16 protein-coding genes are annotated in these 18,026 nt (G+C 67.5%); 8 read left to right on the plus strand and 8 right to left on the minus strand.

The features are described from left to right. Window positions 1-121 precede the first annotated feature (121 nt). From ACZ50Q_RS05365 to ACZ50Q_RS05395, 7 genes are all read right to left on the minus strand, one after another. Window positions 122-904, minus strand: a complete 783-nt coding sequence (locus ACZ50Q_RS05365; RefSeq protein ID WP_092580569.1) for an enoyl-CoA hydratase/isomerase family protein — start codon at window positions 902-904, stop codon at window positions 122-124. A gap of 30 nt (window positions 905-934) precedes the next feature. Then, the gene (locus ACZ50Q_RS05370; protein WP_092580571.1) at window positions 935-1,951 is read right to left on the minus strand and encodes a Bug family tripartite tricarboxylate transporter substrate binding protein; all 1,017 of its coding nucleotides are present in this window, start codon (window positions 1,949-1,951) and stop codon (window positions 935-937) included. 72 nt (window positions 1,952-2,023) lie between these two features. Beyond that, window positions 2,024-3,604 (minus strand): AMP-binding protein, encoded by a 1,581-nt coding sequence (locus ACZ50Q_RS05375; protein ID WP_464080810.1) that lies wholly within the window; start codon window positions 3,602-3,604, stop codon window positions 2,024-2,026. Between the two features lie 40 nt (window positions 3,605-3,644). Further along, window positions 3,645-4,421, minus strand: coding sequence for an enoyl-CoA hydratase/isomerase family protein (locus tag ACZ50Q_RS05380; RefSeq protein ID WP_464080811.1), 777 nt, complete (start codon window positions 4,419-4,421; stop codon window positions 3,645-3,647). Between the two features lie 196 nt (window positions 4,422-4,617). After that, window positions 4,618-5,436, minus strand: coding sequence for an IclR family transcriptional regulator (locus ACZ50Q_RS05385; RefSeq protein ID WP_464080812.1), 819 nt, complete (start codon window positions 5,434-5,436; stop codon window positions 4,618-4,620). Window positions 5,437-5,526: 90 nt separating this feature from the next. Beyond that, complete coding sequence (locus ACZ50Q_RS05390) at window positions 5,527-6,045, minus strand: hypothetical protein (RefSeq protein ID WP_464080813.1); 519 nt, start codon at window positions 6,043-6,045, stop codon at window positions 5,527-5,529. Window positions 6,046-6,185: 140 nt separating this feature from the next. Then, a complete protein-coding gene (locus ACZ50Q_RS05395) occupies window positions 6,186-6,797 on the minus strand; it encodes a TetR/AcrR family transcriptional regulator (protein WP_464080814.1) in 612 nt (203 codons plus the stop codon). 131 nt (window positions 6,798-6,928) lie between these two features. On the opposite strand from ACZ50Q_RS05395, the gene ACZ50Q_RS05400 reads away from it, so the two are divergent. The 5 genes from ACZ50Q_RS05400 (at window position 6,929) to catA (ending at window position 12,294) form a co-directional block, all read left to right on the plus strand. After that, window positions 6,929-8,011 (plus strand): alkene reductase, encoded by a 1,083-nt coding sequence (locus ACZ50Q_RS05400; protein ID WP_092580802.1) that lies wholly within the window; start codon window positions 6,929-6,931, stop codon window positions 8,009-8,011. 52 nt (window positions 8,012-8,063) lie between these two features. Then, entirely contained in the window at window positions 8,064-8,852 is a 789-nt protein-coding gene (locus tag ACZ50Q_RS05405) for an SDR family NAD(P)-dependent oxidoreductase (RefSeq protein ID WP_464080815.1), read from the plus strand. Between the two features lie 52 nt (window positions 8,853-8,904). Beyond that, a complete protein-coding gene (locus ACZ50Q_RS05410; RefSeq protein WP_464080816.1) occupies window positions 8,905-9,906 on the plus strand; it encodes an NADP-dependent oxidoreductase in 1,002 nt (333 codons plus the stop codon). A 252-nt stretch (window positions 9,907-10,158) separates the two neighbouring features. Next, on the plus strand, window positions 10,159-11,304 hold the full coding sequence (locus ACZ50Q_RS05415) for a muconate/chloromuconate family cycloisomerase (RefSeq protein ID WP_464080817.1): 1,146 nt from the start codon (window positions 10,159-10,161) through the stop codon (window positions 11,302-11,304). 54 nt (window positions 11,305-11,358) lie between these two features. Beyond that, window positions 11,359-12,294: a catechol 1,2-dioxygenase gene (gene catA / locus ACZ50Q_RS05420; RefSeq protein ID WP_464080818.1), complete on the plus strand. Its 936-nt coding sequence runs from the start codon at window positions 11,359-11,361 to the stop codon at window positions 12,292-12,294. Window positions 12,295-12,323: 29 nt separating this feature from the next. Here the strand turns inward: catA and ACZ50Q_RS05425 are convergent, their stop codons facing one another. Further along, window positions 12,324-12,770 (minus strand): response regulator, encoded by a 447-nt coding sequence (locus ACZ50Q_RS05425; RefSeq protein WP_464080819.1) that lies wholly within the window; start codon window positions 12,768-12,770, stop codon window positions 12,324-12,326. Window positions 12,771-13,096: 326 nt separating this feature from the next. Between ACZ50Q_RS05425 and ACZ50Q_RS05430 the strand changes: the two genes are divergently transcribed. From ACZ50Q_RS05430 to ACZ50Q_RS05440, 3 genes are read left to right on the plus strand one after another with little or no spacing between them, the layout of a single operon-like run. After that, entirely contained in the window at window positions 13,097-16,528 is a 3,432-nt protein-coding gene (locus tag ACZ50Q_RS05430; protein WP_464080820.1) for a response regulator, read from the plus strand. 31 nt (window positions 16,529-16,559) lie between these two features. Continuing rightward, entirely contained in the window at window positions 16,560-17,399 is an 840-nt protein-coding gene (locus ACZ50Q_RS05435; protein WP_076516505.1) for a CheR family methyltransferase, read from the plus strand. Further along, entirely contained in the window at window positions 17,396-18,016 is a 621-nt protein-coding gene (locus ACZ50Q_RS05440; RefSeq protein WP_464080821.1) for a chemotaxis protein CheB, read from the plus strand. Before ACZ50Q_RS05435 ends, ACZ50Q_RS05440 begins: the two co-directional genes overlap by 4 nt. Window positions 18,017-18,026 lie beyond the last annotated feature (10 nt).

An 18,026-nucleotide genomic window follows, 5' to 3' on the forward strand; every position in this document is an offset into this window, starting at 1 on the left:
AGCACATCATGTTGCAGTGCAATACGGCGAACTGCGGGATAAAAAGCCTGGTCGACGCGCCCGGCCGGTCCGGCGTTCCACTATTCGGGATTCGCCGGGAGGCAGGGGCGAATCCCGGGCCTCAACGCCCAACGAACACCGGCTTGCGCTTTTCAGCGAAGGCGGTCGCGGCGTTGCGATAGTCCTCGCTCTGATTGGCCTGGTCGGACAGCGCCTGGATGCGCGCCGCGTCTTCGACCAGCGTGCCCGCCGAGATCGCGTTGAGCTGGAGCTTGCTGCCGGCAATCGAAAGCGGCGCGTTGTCCATCATGTCCGCCCCGAAGGCTAGCGCGCCGGCCACCGGATCGTCGTGGAGGGCATCGATGAAGCCTGCCTGGTGCGCCGCGGCGGCGTCCACGAACTCCCCGGTGTAGAGCCAGCGGCGGGTCTGGCTCACGCCGATGAGCTGGGACAGGCGCTGGAGCTGGACGGTGGGGTAGACCAGGCCCAGGCGCGCCACCGGCACGCTGACCCGCGCGCTGCCGTCGCCCACGCGGAAGTCGCAGCACAGCGCCAGGCTCGCGCCGCCGCCCACGCACACGCCGCGCATCGCCGCGATCACCGGCACCGGCGCGGCCTGCACGGCCGCAAAGCACTCCTGGATTACCGCGCGATAGGCGTCGGCGCGCGCCGGGTCGGACAGCGCCTCGCGAAACGCGAGGATGTCGTCGCCCGCGCAGAAGTGGCCCTGGGCGCCGGTCAGCACCGCCAGCCGCAATCCGCGGTCTTGCGCAAAGCCGCGGAAGATGTCGCGCAGGTCGCGCCAGGCCGCCAGGTCGCAGGCATTGCGCCGGTGCGGCCGATCGATCGTGACGACGGCCACGCGGCCGGCGTCACGGCTTTCCAGACGAATTTCAGATGCCAATGCAGTCTCCTGTGCCGGGCTCGCGGCGTATCAATTCAGCGTGATGTGCGTGGCATCGACCACGCTGTTCCATTTCTCGACCTCGGCCCGCAGCGCCGCGTCGGCCCGGGCGGTGTCGGTGTAGACCGGCACCACCCCTTGCAGCCGCAGTTTCTCGGCCAGCGCCGGCCCTTCGTTCAGCCGCTTGAGCGCGCCATTGAGCGCCTGCACGACGGGCTCGGGCGTGTTGCGCGACACGAGAATGGCGTAGACCGACGACGCGGTGAAGTCCGGCAGCCCTTGTTCGATCAGGGTCGGCGTGTCGGGCAGCGAGGCCAGCCGGTTGCGCGAGGCCACGCCCACCGGAACGATGCGGCCGCCGGGCAGGTTGGCCAGCGCCGTGGGGGCCGTGGCGAACATCATCTGCACCTGGCCGGCCAGCAGGTCGACCATGGCGGGCGCGGCGCCGCGATACGGGACGTGCAGCAGCTCGAGTTTTTCGCGCAGGCGGAACATCTCGGCGACGGCATGCTCCAACGTGCCCGGCCCCGAGGAACCGTAGGCGAACTCGCCCGGCGCCGACCGCACCTTGCTGACCAGTTCGGCCAGGGTCTTCACGCCCATGCCCTGGTTTGCCACCAGCACGACGGGAAGCTCGCCCACCACGCCCACTGAGCGGAAATCCTTGAGCAGATCGAAACCCACGACGTCCTTGCCCATCAGCCGGCTGTTCAGCACATACGACGTGGTGGGCGCCATCAGCAGCGTGTAGCCGTCGGCCTTGGCGCGCCGCACCTGCTGCGCGCCGATGTTGCCGCTGGCGCCCGCCTTGTTCTCGACCACGACGGTCTGGCCGAGCTGCTCGCCCATCGCCGTGGCGAGGATGCGGCCGACGACGTCGACCGCGCCGCCGGGCGCGAACGGCACGATCAGCGTGATCGGGCGTTCGGGATACTCGGCTTGCGCCGGCGATGCCGTCAGGCCCAGCCCCATGCCCAGGCCCAAACTGATTGCGCCCGCCGCGAACCTTGCGGCCCAGCGCGGCTTCCGATTGAAAATGGTGTTCATAGACTTCCCCTTGATGCGGCGCGTTGTCGTCCGCGGATTCTGATGTGTCCGTTGAACTGCAGTGGTTGTACGTTATTTGCCGACCCGGTAGCCCGAGGTCTGCAGATCCCACACGCCGGCGGTCTGGCGCGACAGTTCCTTTTTCTGGATCCGCTGCGTCGGCGTCTTTGGAAATTCGTCGATGAACGCCACGAAGCGCGGGATCTGGTAGTACGGCAGGCGTGGTTCGCTCCAGCGGATGAGGTCGAGCGGCGCGAGCGAGCGGCCCTCGCGCAAGCGCACGAACAGCTTGAGCTCGTCCTCGCCCAGGTCGCTGGGCACGGCCACCAGGGCGGTCTCTTCGATGTCGGGATGCTCGGCAATCACGCGCTCGACCTCCCAGGCCGAGATATTGATGCCGCGCCGGCGCAGCATGTCCTTCTTGCGGCCGGCGTAGTAGAGAAAGCCCTGTTCATCCTGGCGTGCGAGGTCGCCGGTGCAGAACCACTCGCCGCGCCGGGCGTCGCGCTCGGCGTCGGGGTTGCGGAAGTAGCCGAGGAACCCCAGGCCGGGCACGTGTGCGCGCACGGTGATTTCGCCGCTTTCGCCGACGGGCACGGGTTCGCCGTCGTCGCCGGTGAGCCGCACGTCGTAGTAATCGAGCGGCTTGCCCACGGAGCCCGCGGGGCCGGCCGGGTTGACGGTGACGAAGGTGATCAGTTCCGACAGGCCGTAACCCTCGCGCATCTCCACGCCAAAGCGTTGCGAGAACGCCTGCCACAGCTCCGGCGGGCAGCCGCCGCCCCAGGCGATGCGCACGCCGTGGTCGCGGTCGTCCGGACGCGGGGGCTGCTTGAGCAGCATCGGAATCACGGTGCCCAGATAGTGGATATGCGTCACGCCGTAGCGGCGGGCGTCGTCCCAGAAGCGCGATGCGCTGAAGCGTTCGACCATCGCGAGGCGGGTTCCGCCCAGCAGCGCCGAGATGATCACCGCGACGCCGGCGCCATGGTGCAGGGATTCCCACAACAGGAACACGTTGCCGGGCGCGGCGCCGGTCAGCCGCAGGATCGCCAGCGGGCCGGCGCGCAGGGTGCGGTCGGATTTCAACACGCCCTTGGGCGCGCCCGTCGTGCCCGAGCTGGGCGTGAGCGCAAGGATGTCGTCAGGACCGGGCGAGACCGGCAACGGGTCGGCCGGCGTGTCGAGATAGCGCTCGAATGCGCGGCCCGCATCGCCGTCAGGGCCTTGTCCGCCGCGCCACAGCACGACGTCCAGCCGGTGCAGCTCGGGCGCCAGCGCGTCGGCGTGTTCCGCGTCGGCGATGAGGGCGCGCGGCGCCAGGTGCTCGAACAGATGCGTGAGCGACGCGCCCTTCAGGTGCACGTTCACCGGCACCCGCACCAGGCCCAGCGCCGCCAGCGCGAAGATGGCGACGATATGGTCGGGGTGGCTGGGCAGCATCAGCGCCACGCGGTCGCCGGGGCGCAGGCCCTCGCGCCACAGCAGGTTGGCCAGGCGCAGCACGCGCTGGTGCAGCATGGCCAGCGTGAGGGGCTCGTCATTGAAGAGGCAATACACCTCGTCCGGCGCCTCGGCGGCGCGGCGCGCGATGAGCTGCGCGAGCGTTTCGTCGGAGACCGGCGGGATATCGATATGGGTGTCTGAGGTCATGATGCCGAAAGCGGTCGAAGAATCCAAAGGCGCGGCCACGTCAGCGGGCGGCGGGGCGGCGCTGTTCGCGCTCGGCAAAGAAGGCCTGCATCATGCGGGCGGGTTCTCCGCTCTCGTACGATTCGTGGTGCAGCCGCGCGGCGGCCTGCATGGCGTCGCGAAAGCCGGCCTCGGTCATTTCCTGGAAGCGCTGCTTGTCCAGGCGCAACGCCACGGGCGGCTTGGCCGCCAGTTGGGCCGCGATCTCCAGCGCGCGCGCACGCACCTCGTCGGCCGCGACCAGGTGGTGAATCAGGCCCAGTTGGTGGCATTCGCGCGCATCCATCATGCGGCCGGTCAGCGTGAGCTCGATGGTGCGCGACAGGCCCAGCATCTCGCGCATGATCCACGGACCGGTGACGCTGGCGATGCCGGCGTTGATCTCGGGCTGCCCCATTTTCACGCCCTCGTGCGCCACCCGGATGTCGCCGAGCAGCGCCACCTGGAAGGCCGAACCCGCGGCCGTGCCATTGAGCGCCATGACCAGCGGCTTCGGGAAGCTGCGCAGCAGGTGGTAATAGGTCTCCCATTCGCCGATCCACGTTTCGGCGCGGGCGCCGTCGAAATCGCGCGCCTCGTTCAGGTCCTGGCCTGCGCAGAAGGCGCGGTCGCCGGCGCCGGTCATCACCAGCGCGCCCACGTCCGGATCCGTCGCGGCCTCGCGCAGCACCTGCATGATCTCGGCACGCATTGCCGTATGCCAGGCATTGAGGCAATCGGGCCGATTCAACGTCAGCACGGTCACGTTGCCAACGCGTTCCAACTTGATGAAGTCCATGGTGTTCGTCCTTTACGAAAGCATCTGCCGCCGTCGGCAGGTGTAATTGCATAGTAAGTTATAAAATTACTATTTAATTTTTATGGATCATACGCCGGATTTTTGGACGAACAAGCGAGGGCTTTCCCGTAGGGGACGCGCAAGCCATGGCAATTAAATTGCCATGCAATTTTCTTAAAAGAGGGGGGGGGGAGGGTTACGCCGCGATGAGGTCGCGCGCGGTCTGGATGACGAGGGGAAGCAGGCGGGTGCGCACGGCGTGCGCGTCGTGGCGCGCGGCCAGCGTGGAAAGATTGATGGCGGCGATGGTCTGGCCGCGGCCGTCGACGACCGGCACGGAGATCGACACGCTGCCTTGGCCCAGGTTCTTCTCGGTCATCGAATGGCCCTGCGCCCGGGCCTTGGTGAAGAAGCTCAGGATCTCGTCGTCGTCGCGATCGCCGAACCGGGCGCGTACGCTGGCAGGCATGGCGGCGATCCGCGCGCGCAGCGTGGCGTCGGGTAGATGGGCCAGCAGCACCTGTCCCGACGAGGCCGGCATGGCCGCGAAGCGGCTGCCCACCGGCAGGTTCACCGACACCGGGTGCACGCTGGGGATGTTGCCCAGGACGATGATGTCGTCGCCGTCGAGCTCCACCCACGAAATCGACTCGCCGGTTTCGCGCGCCAGTTCGACCAGGTTCGGCCAGGCATGTTGCAGGGGCGCGTTTCCGCCCAGCGTGGTGCCGGCCAGACCGACCAGCTTGGCCGACAGGCGATAGGTCTTGGCGCCCGCCAGCCGCTGCAGGTAGCCCAGCCGGTGCAAGGTGTAGACGAAGCGCTGGGTCGCGCTGCGGCCCAGTCCGGTGCGGTCGTTGAGTTCCAGAATCGACAGCGGCTGGTTGTCGCGATCAAAGCTTTCGAGCACGCGCATCGCCTTTTCCACCGACGCCACGAACAGGCGTTCGTCCACCCCGTCCTCGCGGGCGATGGGGGAGACGGGTGCGGCAGCGGAGGTACTTGGGGCGGTGGACACGGTTGGACAGGAAGCGCTCTGGGGCCAGTGAGCGCACAGTGTACCGTCCTGCCCGGGCGCGGCGGCGCGCCCGGGCCGCCCGCGTCGGGGTCAACGCGGCGGACCGCTCCGGTAGATCTGCTGCTGCAGCATTTGTTCCATCATCATTTGCTGCATGCCCATGTACTGATCCCGCATGTACTGGCGTTCCCTGACCTGTTCGGGATTCAGATTCGAATAATTTCCCCGCATGGCGTTCCACCCCATCATGGGTCCGCCGCGATGTTGACGCCCGCCGCCGCCCGCCATGGCGCAGCAACCCATTGCGCCGCTGCCCCACATCTGGTTCATCATGCCCATGTTCTTCTGCATCAACTCCTGGTGTTCGCGCAGGAGCTTCTGGCGTTCGGCGGGGTCGGTGGATTTCTGGATCTGGCCCATCGTGGCCTGCATCTTTTCCAGGTTCTCCCGGATCTGCGCCGCCTGCTTGTCAAACTGCTCGACACTCTCTTGCGACGGCGGCGCCGCTGCGGGCGAGGCAGCCGATGGCTCTGTAGGCGGGGCGGCTGGCGCCAAAACGGGAACCATCGCGGCGGCGAGTGCAAGTCCGGCCAATCTGCGCATCTTCATGGTCATTCTCCCCATGGTTGATATTCCTGGACTCCTCCGCGCACTGAGCGGACGAGTAGGGCAAGCGTAGATCTGCCAGGATGGCCGACGTTGACGATCGTCAACGAATCGTCGGCGCCGGCCTGAAACGGGCTATCGCGTCATGGCGCGGCGTCATGCCGGTCGGCGGGCGCGGTGTCGTTCGCTGCCGCCGGCGGGCTGATTGACGCCAGCAGGCTCTCGCGGCAAGCCGCCAGGATCTCGTCGGCCAGGGGGGAATCGTCCGGGCAGGAGCGCGACAGGACGATGGCGCCGACCAGGTGCGCCATCCGGTCGAGGATCCGGGCGCGCGCCTGCGCCGGGTCCGACGCCGCGCTTTCCGGGACCAGCGCGGTCAACAGCCCCTCTATGCCGGCCGCGAACGTTGCGCGGACGGCGGGCGGCTGGCGCGCCGCATCGGCGCCCAACGCCGCCATCGTGCACCCGGTGGCGCGGCCGTCGCGGTGCTCGCGGGACAGGTACGACTCCACAAATGCCGCCAGGTCCGCGTCTTTGCTCAGCGCCACCGTCTGCGCGATGCCGCAGGCGGCCGCTTCGGCCATCAGGTCGGATTTGGAGCGGAATTGCTTATAGAAGCCGCCGTGGGTGAAACCGGCGGCGGCCATCAGATCGGCGACGCCGACGCCGTCGTAGCCGCGTTCCCGAAACAGCCTGGATGCTGTTTCGACGACGTGCTGGCGGTTCGCCTGTGCCTGTGCCCGGGTGATCTTCATGGTGTGACCACGCTGAATACCTGTCGAAGAAGGCTTGCATCATACATTGATGACGGTCATCATCAAAACCGTTGACAGTTTAGATGATGGTCGTCATCATTGAGCCCGATTTCATTCCTGAAGGGTTGCACATGAGCCACCACACACTGTTCGAGTCCTATGTCCTGGGCGGGCTGACGCTTGCGAATCGCATCGTCATGGCGCCGCTGACCCGCAATCGCGCTGGCGCCGGGCTGGTGCCCGGCGAGCTGGCCGCGACCTACTACGCGCAGCGGGCATCGGCCGGCCTCATCATCACGGAGGCGACGCAGGTGTCGGCCCAGGCGCAGGGCTACCAGGACACCCCGGGCCTGTACACCCCGGAGCAGATCGCCGGCTGGCGCAAGGTCACCGACGCGGTGCATGCCAAGGGGGGACGCATCTTCGTCCAGCTCTGGCACGTCGGCCGCGTCTCGCATGTCGATCTGCAGCCGGGCGGCGCCGCGCCGGTCGCGCCGTCCGCGATTCGCGCGGAGACGAAAACCTTCGTCAACAATGCGTTTGCCGAGGTGTCGCAGCCGCGCGCCCTCGAACTCGATGAACTGCCGGGCATCGTCAACGATTTCCGTCAGGCCGCAGCCAACGCCATGGCGGCGGGCTTTGATGGCGTCGAGGTCCACGGCGCGAACGGCTATCTGCTGGAGCAGTTCATCAAGGATGGGGCCAACCGGCGCACCGACGCCTACGGCGGCACCATCGAGAACCGCGCGCGCCTGCTGCTGGAGGTCGTCGCCGCGGTGGCGCAGGAAATTGGCGCCGATCGCACCGGCGTGCGGATTTCGCCCGTGTCGCCGGCCAACGGCATCTCCTGCTCCGATCCCCAGGCGCAATACGACTACATCGTCGGGCAGCTCAGTGGGCTGGGCATTGTTTACCTGCACGTGGTCGAGGGCGCGACGGGCGGCCCGCGCGATGTCGCGCCGTTCGACTATGACGCGCTGCGGCAGCGGTTCGGACAAGCCTATCTGGCCAACAACGGCTATGACCTGGAACTGGCAACCCAATCGCTGAACGCGGGCCGTGCGGATCTTTTCGCGTTCGGCCGCCCGTTCATCAGCAATCCCGATCTGGTCGAACGCCTGAAGGCGGGGGCGCCGCTGGCCCGACCGGACGTCGCCACGCTCTATGGGGGCGGCGCCGCGGGATACACCGACTACCCGACCCTGGCCGCCTGAAGCGGCGCCGGCCGCTTTTCGCACCCGGACCCTTCTGCAAAGGAATACACCCATGACTTCGCTTCCCACCGTTCTCATCACCGGCGCCTCTTCCGGCATCGGCGCCACTTATGCCGAGCGCTTCGCCCGCCGCGGCCACAATCTCGTCCTGGTTGCGCGCGACCTGGCGCGCATGCAGGCCCTGGCCGCGCGGCTGCAGCAAGATGCAGGCGTAAAGGTCGACGTCTTGCAGGCGGACCTGACCCAGGCGGCAGACCTGGCCCGTGTCGAAGCCAGGCTGCGCGATGACGATCAGATAGGCATCCTGATCAACAACGCCGGCATGGCGCAGTCGGGCAGCTTCGTGCACCAGAGCGCCGACGCCATCGACCAGCTGATCGCCCTGAACGCGAGGGCGCCCACCCGGCTGGCGGCGGCCGTCGCGCCGCGCTTTGTCCGATCGGGGGGCGGCGCCATCGTCAATATCGGCTCGGTGGTGGGCTTTGCGCCCGAGTTCGGCATGTCGATCTACGGTGCCTCGAAGGCCTTTGTGCTGTTCCTGTCGCAGGGATTGAACGTCGAACTGGCGCCCAGCGGCGTCTATGTGCAGGCGGTGCTGCCTGCCGCGACGCGCACGGAGATCTGGGAACGCGCCGGTATCGACATCGATACGCTCGCCGAGTCGATGGAGGTGGGCGAATTGGTCGATGCCGCGCTGGCGGGCTTTGATCGCCGCGAACTCGTCACCATCCCGCCGCTGCATGTGGCCGGGCGCTGGGACTCGCTGGAAAGCGCGCGTCTGGGCCTGATGTCCGACATCCGGCAGGCGCACGCCGCCGAACGCTATCGGCCGCGCGCCTGAGCCGGGCGGCGTCCGCCCACCTGCCCGCTGTTTTCGGGAATCCGCACACAAGATGAAAGCGCTTACGTTCCAACGCTATGGCAAGGCCCCCGGGATCGGCTTCGCTCAGGTGGCTCGCCCGGTCCTGAAGCCGGACGAACTGCTGGTGGAGGTTCACGCGGCGGGCGTGAACCCCATCGACAACATGATTCCGGCGGGGACGTTCCGCCCCGTGTTGAAGTTCGACCTGCCCGCTACGCTGGGCAGCGACGTCGCGGGGGTCGTGATCGAGGTCGGCAGCGCCGTGACGCGCTTCAAGCCCGGCGATGCGGTCTTTGCCAGTGTTTTCGACCTGGGCAAAGGCACATTCGCGGAGCTGGCGGCGGTGCCCGAGCACGCCGCCGCGCACAAGCCCGACAACCTGGATTTCGTGCAGGCCGCGGCCGTTCCGATGGTCGCGCTGACGTCGTGGCAGGCGCTGAAGGAACGCGCCGGGCTCCAGGCTGGCCAGAAAGTGTTCGTTCCCGCCGGGTCCGGCGGGATCGGTTCCTTCGCAATCCAGTTGGCCAGGCATTTCGGCGCCACGGTGGGCACGACCACCAGCACCGCCAACGTCCAGTGGGTGGCCGACCTGGGCGCGGACGAGGTCGTCGACTACAAGACGCAGGCGTTTGAACAGGTGCTGCGCGGCTATGACGTCGTCCTGGGCACGCTCAGGGGGGATGCGATCGAGCGGTCGATGGACATTCTCAAGCCCGCAGGCAAGGTGGTGTCGCTGATCGGCCCCCTGGACCCCGCCTTCGCGCGCGCCCGCCGGCTGAATCCCGTTCTGAGGTGGGTCCTTGGGCTCATGAGCCGCAGGATCCGGCGGCTGGCCAGGCAGCGGGACGTGTCGTATTCCTTTCTCTTCGTGCGCCCCGACGGCGCGCAGCTCGCTGAAATCGGCGCGCTGCTTTCGACCGGGCGCATCCGGCCCGTGATAGACCGGGTGTTCCCGTTTGACGAAGCGAAGGAAGCGCTTGGCTATCTGGCGCAGGGACGCGCCAAGGGCAAGGTGGTCCTGCGGATCCGCTGACCGGCGCCAGGAGCGAGGGGGCTCACCGCGGGGACCTTGCGCCCGCTCGCGCAACGTCCTGGCACGGCGCGCCGCTGCCGGGCCGCAGCGCTAAATGAAACCTGAAAAGTATTGAAAAACCGCGCCATGCCCCTAGGGTTGCGCGGTTTATTTATGCCTTTAAGGTATCAATTTGGATTTTCAAAGTATTGGACGGCAAAAGTCGGGCGGTCTTATAACTGCCTTCTGACTCTCTGACTTCCATTGCCCGCCATGCCCGCCGCCTTTATCGAACGCATCGAAACTTCTCTCGTCGACCTGCCGACCATCCGCCCGCACAAGCTGTCGGTGGCCACGATGTATGGCCAGACGCTGATGCTGGTGAAGGTTTACTGCAGCGACGGCGTGGTGGGGATCGGGGAAGGCACCACCATTGCCGGCATGGCGTATGGCCCGGAAAGCCCCGAGGCGATGAAGCTGTCCATCGACGCGTATTTCGCGCCCGCCATGATCGGCCAGGACGCCACCCGCATCCAGGCGCTGATGGCGCACCTGGGCAAACTGGTCAAGGTGAACCATTTCGCCAAGAGCGCGCTGGAAACCGCGTTGCTGGACGCGCACGGCAAGCGGCTGGGCGTGCCGGTGAGCGAACTGCTGGGCGGACGCCAGCGGGACCGCCTGCCGGTGGCCTGGACGCTGGCGTCGGGTGACACCGCGCGCGACATCGACGAGGCCGAAAAGATGCTGGACGCGCGCCGGCATCGCATTTTCAAGCTGAAGATCGGGGCCAGGGATCCGCGCGTCGACATCGCCCACGTGGCTGCCATCAAGGCGGCGCTGGGCGATCGCGGCGAGGTCCGGGTGGATGTGAACATGGCGTGGAGCGAGACGCAGGCGGCCTGGGCCATTCCGGCGTTGGCGCAGGCGGGCTGCGAACTGGTTGAGCAACCGGTGGCCAGCGCCGCGGCGCTGGCGCGGCTGATGCGCCGGTTCCCGGTGGCCCTGATGGCCGACGAGCTGCTGCAAGGCCCCGACACCGCCTTCGAGATCGCGCGCCAGCATGGCGCCGACGTGTTCGCCATCAAGATCGAGCAGAACGGCGGCCTGTTTGCGGCCCAGCGCGTGGCGGCGATCGCCGACGCGGCGGGCATCGAACTGTACGGCGGCACGATGCTCGAAGGCGCGGTCAGCACGATTGCGTCGGCGCACCTGTTTGCCAGCCTGCCCAGTCTGCAATGGGGCACGGAGCTGTTCGGCCCCTTGCTGATCACCGAAGAAATCCTCACGCAGCCGCTGGACTACAGCGACTTTGAACTGACGGTGCCGGCCGGACCGGGGCTGGGGATCGAGCTGGATGAAGCCAAGCTCAAGCGCTTTACGCGGGAGGGGCTGGTGAAGGCGACGGACAGGAAGCATTGACCAGGCGCGGACGCGCGGCCCGGTCGCAAAACGGATAACCCACTGGAGACAGACATGAGCCTCGACGTATTCAACACCAAGGAAGTGCAGGACTTGCTGAAGGCCGCCACCAATCTGGAAGGCGGCAGTGGCAATCCGCGCGTCAAGCAGATCCTGAATCGCCTGCTGAGCGATCTGTTCAAGGCCATCGACGACCTGGACATCACGCCCGACGAGGTGTGGGCGGGGGTGAACTACCTGAACCAGCTCGGCCGCGATGGCGAGGCCGCGCTGCTGGCCGCCGGCCTGGGCCTGGAGAAGTACCTCGACGTCCGGATGGATCGCGAGGACGAGCTGGCCGGCCTGGATGGCGGCACGCCACGCACCATCGAAGGTCCGCTCTACGTGGCCGGCGCGCCGGTGCGCGACGGTGTCTCGCGCATCGATCTCGATCCGGATCCCGACGCCGGCCCGCTCGTGATCCGCGGCGTCGTGCGCGACACCCGCGGCGCGCCGCTGGCCAACGCGGTGGTCGAATGCTGGCATGCCAATTCCAAGGGCTTTTATTCGCACTTCGACCCGACCGGCGCGCAGTCCGAGTTCAACCTGCGCGGCGCGGTCCGGACCGACGCCGACGGCAGGTATGAGTTCCGTACGCTGATGCCCGTGGGCTACGGCTGTCCGCCGCAGGGCGCCACCCAGCAACTGCTGGACGCGCTGGGCCGGCACGGCAACCGACCGGCGCATGTGCACTTCTTCGTCAGCGCCGACGGGCATCGCAAGCTGACGACGCAATTCAACATCGAGGGCGATCCCCTCATTTGGGACGACTTCGCCTATGCCACCCGCGAAGCCCTGATCCCGCCCGTGGTCGACAAGACTGGCGGCGCCGGGCTGGGCCTGAAGGCGGACGCCTATAAAGAGATCGAATTCAACTTCGTGCTCACCGGGCTGCTGCAAGGCAAGGACAACCAGGTCGTCAACCGCCTGCGCGCCAGCGCCCAGGCCTGAACCCGGCGGCAGCGCGACGCGTCAGGCCGTCAGGCCGCGCGCGCCTGGAGGCTTTGCGCCGAGCCCGCCGCGTGGCCGAGCGGGCCGGCGTACGTCTGCGCGCGCAAGGACCGCTCCGACTCCGCGAGCAGGCGGCGAACCGCCTCCAGCACCTCGGGCGGCTGCGCCGGCTTGCGCATGAGCGTCGCGCGGCCTTCGCAGGCCGCCATGATCTCGTACTCGGGGCGGCCGCTCAGCACCAGCACCGGGGTTTCGTGCAGGTACGCGTTCTCGCGCATGGCGGTCAGGAGCGCGCCGCCGTCCATGCCCGGCATGGAAAAGTCGGTGATGACCAGGTCGGGACGCAGGGCGATCATCTGCTGCAGCGCGGTCAGACCGTCGGTATGCGTCGTGACGTCATAGCCTTCGCTGCTCAGGAACTCGCTCATCAGGGCGACCAACGTGGGTTGGTCGTCGACCAAAAGGATTTTCGTCATGATTATTCAGTGCCACGGCGGCGGCGATTCGGTTGTCGGCCCACCGGCTGTCGCCAGGGTCATGCAGGGATGCCTGTGGGCGTTGCGCCGGCCATGGAAGCGGCAGCCACGCGAATAGGCGGTCGGGAGACCGTGAAGGCGGAATCCTAGGGCATGCGGGCGCCGCGTTGGTGTTGTAGTTGTATCCGGACGCAACCGGTGCGCGCCGCTGCCTGTATAGTTCACCAGTTAGCAGGATGGTTGAGCGGCTCTCCGTCCCTATAATTCTTCCTGCTCTCGCATCGCGCAAATCGCGCGCTTTCCCCCTGAATCGGTAAATCGACCTCATGCTGAAATCGCCGCAGCCCGCCAGCCGCCTTGCTTTTCCCCGCACCCTGATGGCCGGGTTTGTGCTGGCCGCGGTAGCCACGTTGGTTATCGCCTTCGTCAACGTGCGCTCCGCGGACACGCGCACGCGCGCAGTCCAGGCGATGGACCGCGCCACCGAGTCGCTGCGCCAGCTCAGCCTGTTCAATTCGGCCCTGAAAGACGCCGAGATCGGGCAACGGGGTTACCTCCTGACCGGCGATGCGAACTACCTGGAACCCTACGTGCGCTCGGTGCCGCTGATCGAGCAGCGCCTGGAGACCATCAAGGAAGTCGCGCAGCAGGACGCCGCGCAGCGCCGGATCGTCAATGACATCGCGGGCATCACGCGGCAGAAGCTGAGCGAACTGCACAATACGATCGAGATGCGCCGGGCCGGCGACGTGGAAGGCGCGATGGCCGTGGTGCGGACCGACTCGGGCAAGGAAGCGATGGACCGGCTGCGCGAGCTGGTTGCCGATCTGTACGCGATCCAGATGAACCAGATCCAGCAGGAGCGGGATTCCTGGAATTCGGCCGCGACGACGTCGACGTATTACTCGTGGGGCGGCGCTGTGTTGCTGCTGTTCCTGATCGCCGGCTCGGCCGCCATGACCATCCGCGAGTACCGCGTCAAGGCTCGCCAGGCCTGGGTGACGACGGGCCTGTCGGGCCTGAGCCTGCAGCTTCGGGGCGACCACCGCCTGGACGAGATCGGCAAGCGGGCCCTGGCCTACATGGCCGAATACCTGAACGCGAGCGTCGGCGCGGGCTATGTCGTCAACGGCGGCGAGCTGGAGCTTTTTGGCGGCTTTGCGCTGCCGCCCGAACGGCTCGCGCAGAAGATCCCGCCGGCGCAGGGCCTGGCGGGCCAGGCGGTCGCGTCGCGCAAGCTGCTGCATGTGCGCAACGTGCCGGCCAGCCATCTGGAGGTCTCGTCGGCGACGGGCCGCTCCACGCCGGTCGAGCTGGTGGTGGCGCCCGCGATGCAATATGACCGCGTGTATGCCGTGATCGAACTGGGCTTCAATCATCCGGTGAGCGAAAGCGAGCGCAACCTGCTGGAAGGCGCGTCGGAAATGCTGGCGTCGGCGATCCGGGCCGGGATGGACCGGACGCGGCTGGAATCGCTGCTGGCGGAAACGCAGCGCCAGTCGGAAGAACTGCAGACCCAGCAGGAAGAGCTGCGCGTCAGCAATGAAGAACTGGAGCAGCAGAGCCGCATCCTGCAGGAATCGCAGGCGCGCATGGAGCTGCAGCAGACCGAACTCGAACAGACCAACGTCAACCTGGAATCCCAGGCCGAGCAGCTGCTGCGGGTGCAGAGCGCGCTCACGGACAAGGCCCGCCTGCTCGCGCAGGCCAGCCAGTACAAGAGCGAATTCCTGGCCAACATGAGCCACGAGCTGCGCACGCCGCTCAATTCCACGCTGATCCTGGCCAAGCTGCTTTCCGACAACAAGCCGGGCAATCTGACGGCCGAGCAGGTGAAGTACGCGCAGACCATCCTGGCCGCGGGGCGGGACCTGCTGGCGCTCATCAACGACATCCTGGATCTGGCCAAGATCGAAGCCGGCCAGGCGACCGTGGACCTCGAGGAAGTGCCCATCGCGCCGGCGCTCCAGCGGCTGCTGGAACCGCTGCGGCCGCTGGCGCACGACAAGGGGCTGGCGCTGGAGCTGGACATCGCGCGCGACGTGCCGGACACGCTGCACACCGATCCGCAGCGTCTGGGGCAGGTGCTCAAGAATCTGCTGTCGAACGCCATCAAGTTCACTGAACAGGGCTTCGTCGCGCTGCGCGTGACGCGGGCGCCGGGAAGAATGCTGTCGTTCGCGGTGCAGGACACCGGCATCGGCGTGGCCGAAGACCAGCACGAACTGATATTCGAAGCCTTCCGGCAGGCCGACGGCAGCACCCATCGCAAGCACGGTGGAACGGGACTGGGGCTGTCTATCTCGCGCGATCTGAGCAAGCTCCTGGGCGGCACGCTGACGATGGTCAGCGCGCCGGGGCAGGGCAGCGTGTTCACGTTGCTGCTGCCGATGGACCAGCCGGCCGCCTCGTCTTCCGCGGCGCCGCGCGCCCGCGCCGAGGCGTCCGCCGCGCCTGCGCGGCGTGCTTTTGCCACGCCGGCGGATGCGGCCGACGCCGCGCTCACAGTGCCGCTGTTGGCGCCGGCGGCGCCTGCCGTGGCTGCCGACCCCGAACCCGGCGAGACCGCTGGCCGCACCATCCTCGTCATCGAGGACGATGAGCGTTTTTCCAGCATCCTGGCCGATCTGGCCAAGGAGATGGGCTTTGGCTGCCTGACCGCGCACACCGCGACCGACGGCCTGGCGCTGGCGGCCCAGCGGCGGCCCGACGCCATCGTGCTGGACGTCAACCTGCCGGACTTCTCCGGCCTGGGCGTGCTGGACCAGCTCAAGCGCAATCCGGTCACCCGCCATATCCCGGTGCATATCGTGTCGGTGGCCGATTATGCGCAGGAGGCCCTGGTCCGCGGCGCGGTCGGTTATGCGCTCAAGCCGGTCAAGCGCGAGGAACTGGTCCAGGCGCTGCAGCGCCTGGAAGCCAAGTTTACGCAGAACGTGCGGCGCGTGCTGGTCGTCGAGGACGACGACCGGCAGCGCGACAGCGTGCGCGAGCTGCTGGCCCGCGACGACGTGCAGATCGTGCTGGCGGCCAATGCCGGCGACGCGCTGGCGTTGCTGCGCGAGACCACCTACGACTGCGTGGTGATGGACCTGAACCTGCCCGACATGAGCGGCTATGAGCTCTTGCGCGAAATGGCCGAACAGGAAGCCGTGTCGTTCCCGCCCGTAATCGTCTACACCGGCCGGGCGCTGTCGCGCGACGAGGAGCAGCAGCTTCGCCGCTTCTCCAAGTCGATCATCATCAAGGACGCCCGCTCGCCCGAACGCCTGCTGGACGAGGTGACGCTTTTCCTGCATCAGGTCGAGGCCGAACTGCCGCCGCAACAGCGCCAGATGCTGGAGCTTGCGCGCAGCCGCGACACCGCGCTGGAGGGCCGCACGGTGCTGGTGGTGGAAGACGACGTGCGCAACGTGTTCGCGCTGTCGAGCATCCTGGAGCCCACCGGCCTGCACGTGGAAATCGCGCGCAATGGGCGCGAGGCGCTGGAAGCCCTGGGCCGCGCCGGGGTGAACGGGCACCGCTCGGTCGACCTGGTGCTGATGGACATCATGATGCCCGAGATGGACGGCTATACGGCCATGCGCGAGATCCGCGCGCGGCCCGAATGGCGCCGGCTGCCCATCATCGCCCTGACCGCCAAGGCCATGAAGGACGACCAGGAAAAATGCCTGGCGGCGGGCGCGAACGACTACATCGCCAAGCCGCTGGACGTGGAGCGCCTGCTGTCCCTGGTGCGCGTCTGGATGCGCAAGTAAGCCGCGCCGCCCGGACCCAGCGATCGCCACCATGCCCACACAGAACAAGGCGCACATCGAAGACATCGAGCAGCGGCTGCTGCTCGATGCGATCTATCACCGCTTCCACTACGACTTCCGCGAATATGCGCAGGCATCGCTGAAGCGGCGCCTGCGCGCCGCGCTGACGGAGTTCGGCTGCAAGACGCTGTCCCAGTTGCAGGACCGGGTGTTGCACGATCCGTCGGTGTTCACGGGATTGCTGCAGTACCTGACGGTGCAGGTCAGCGACATGTTCCGCGATCCCAGCTACTTTCTTGCGCTGCGCAATGAGGTGGTGCCCATCCTGCGCACCTATCCGTCGATCAAGGTGTGGGTGGCCGGCTGCAGCACGGGCGAAGAGGTCTATTCGCTTGCCATCCTGCTGCTCGAGGAAGGGCTGCTGGACCGCACGCTGATCTACGCCACCGACATCAACCCGCATGCGCTGCGCGCGGCCGAGCAGGGCGTCTTCGACCTGGACCGCGCCGCGGCCTTCACGGCCAACCATGCGCAGGCCGGCGGGCGCAGTTCGCTGTCCGACTACTACACGGCGCGGTATGGCCGCGTGGTGTTCGACAAGAAGCTGCGCGAGCACATGGTGTTCTCCGATCACAGCCTGTCCACGGACAGCGTGTTCGCCGAAGTGCACCTGGTGTCGTGCCGCAACGTGCTGATCTACTTCGAGCGCGACCTGCAGAACCGGGCGCTCGGACTATTCCACGAGGCGTTGGTGCATCGGGGATTCCTGGGCCTGGGCTCGCGGGAATCGGTGCGTTTTTCGGCGCAGGCCGACGGCTTTGACGACTTCGTGCTGGCAGACCGCATCTACCGAAAAAAGGCCGACCTGTGAACGGGGGCGCGCCTGACCCTCGCGCCGACCCGCAAGACGAGGTCCAGTGGGACGCCATCGTGATCGGCGGCTCGTCGGGCGCGATCGACGCCTTGAACGTCCTGCTGCCGGCGCTTCCCGCCGGCCTGCGGGCCGGGGTCATCGTGCTGCTGCACCTGCCGTGCAACCGCCGCAGTCGGCTGGTCGAGATCTTCGGCTACCGCTGCGCCCTGCCCGTGCAGGAGGCCGAGGACCAGCAACCCATCCTGCCCGGGCACGTGTATTTCGGCCCGCCCGGCTATCACCTGCTGGTGGACCGTGGTCCGCGCCTGGCGCTGTCCATCGATCCGCCGGTGCTTTTTTCGCGGCCGTCCATCGACGTGCTGTTCCAGTCCGCCGCCGATGGCTATGGCGATCGGCTGCTGGGCGTGCTTCTTTCGGGGGCGAACGAGGATGGCGCCGAAGGCCTGGCCGCCATTCATGCGGCAGGCGGCCGCGCGCTGGTGCAGGCGCCGGACACGGCGGCCATGCGCACCATGCCCGATGCCGCCCTGGCGCGGGTCCCGACGGCGCAGTCCCTGACGCCCGATGAGATCGCCGCCGTTTTCGCGCAGTTGCCCACGGAGCCTCTGCCCTGAAACCCACCTG

It is taken from the genome of Achromobacter sp. T5-5 (genome assembly GCF_055397965.1).

What these genes read in the sequence shown, in the direction of transcription:
- ACZ50Q_RS05375 (WP_464080810.1), bottom strand. Translation starts at nt 3,604, where the DNA reads ATGACCTCAGACACCCATATCGATATCCCGCCGGTCTCCGACGAAACG.
- ACZ50Q_RS05395 (WP_464080814.1), bottom strand. Translation starts at nt 6,797, where the DNA reads ATGAAGATCACCCGGGCACAGGCACAGGCGAACCGCCAGCACGTCGTC.
- ACZ50Q_RS05435 (WP_076516505.1), top strand. Translation starts at nt 16,560, where the DNA reads ATGCCCACACAGAACAAGGCGCACATCGAAGACATCGAGCAGCGGCTG.
- ACZ50Q_RS05410 (WP_464080816.1), top strand. Translation starts at nt 8,905, where the DNA reads ATGAAAGCGCTTACGTTCCAACGCTATGGCAAGGCCCCCGGGATCGGC.
- catA (WP_464080818.1), top strand. Translation starts at nt 11,359, where the DNA reads ATGAGCCTCGACGTATTCAACACCAAGGAAGTGCAGGACTTGCTGAAG.
- ACZ50Q_RS05430 (WP_464080820.1), top strand. Translation starts at nt 13,097, where the DNA reads ATGCTGAAATCGCCGCAGCCCGCCAGCCGCCTTGCTTTTCCCCGCACC.
- ACZ50Q_RS05380 (WP_464080811.1), bottom strand. Translation starts at nt 4,421, where the DNA reads ATGGACTTCATCAAGTTGGAACGCGTTGGCAACGTGACCGTGCTGACG.
- ACZ50Q_RS05405 (WP_464080815.1), top strand. Translation starts at nt 8,064, where the DNA reads ATGACTTCGCTTCCCACCGTTCTCATCACCGGCGCCTCTTCCGGCATC.
- ACZ50Q_RS05400 (WP_092580802.1), top strand. Translation starts at nt 6,929, where the DNA reads ATGAGCCACCACACACTGTTCGAGTCCTATGTCCTGGGCGGGCTGACG.
- ACZ50Q_RS05370 (WP_092580571.1), bottom strand. Translation starts at nt 1,951, where the DNA reads ATGAACACCATTTTCAATCGGAAGCCGCGCTGGGCCGCAAGGTTCGCG.
- ACZ50Q_RS05390 (WP_464080813.1), bottom strand. Translation starts at nt 6,045, where the DNA reads ATGAAGATGCGCAGATTGGCCGGACTTGCACTCGCCGCCGCGATGGTT.
- ACZ50Q_RS05415 (WP_464080817.1), top strand. Translation starts at nt 10,159, where the DNA reads ATGCCCGCCGCCTTTATCGAACGCATCGAAACTTCTCTCGTCGACCTG.
- ACZ50Q_RS05425 (WP_464080819.1), bottom strand. Translation starts at nt 12,770, where the DNA reads ATGACGAAAATCCTTTTGGTCGACGACCAACCCACGTTGGTCGCCCTG.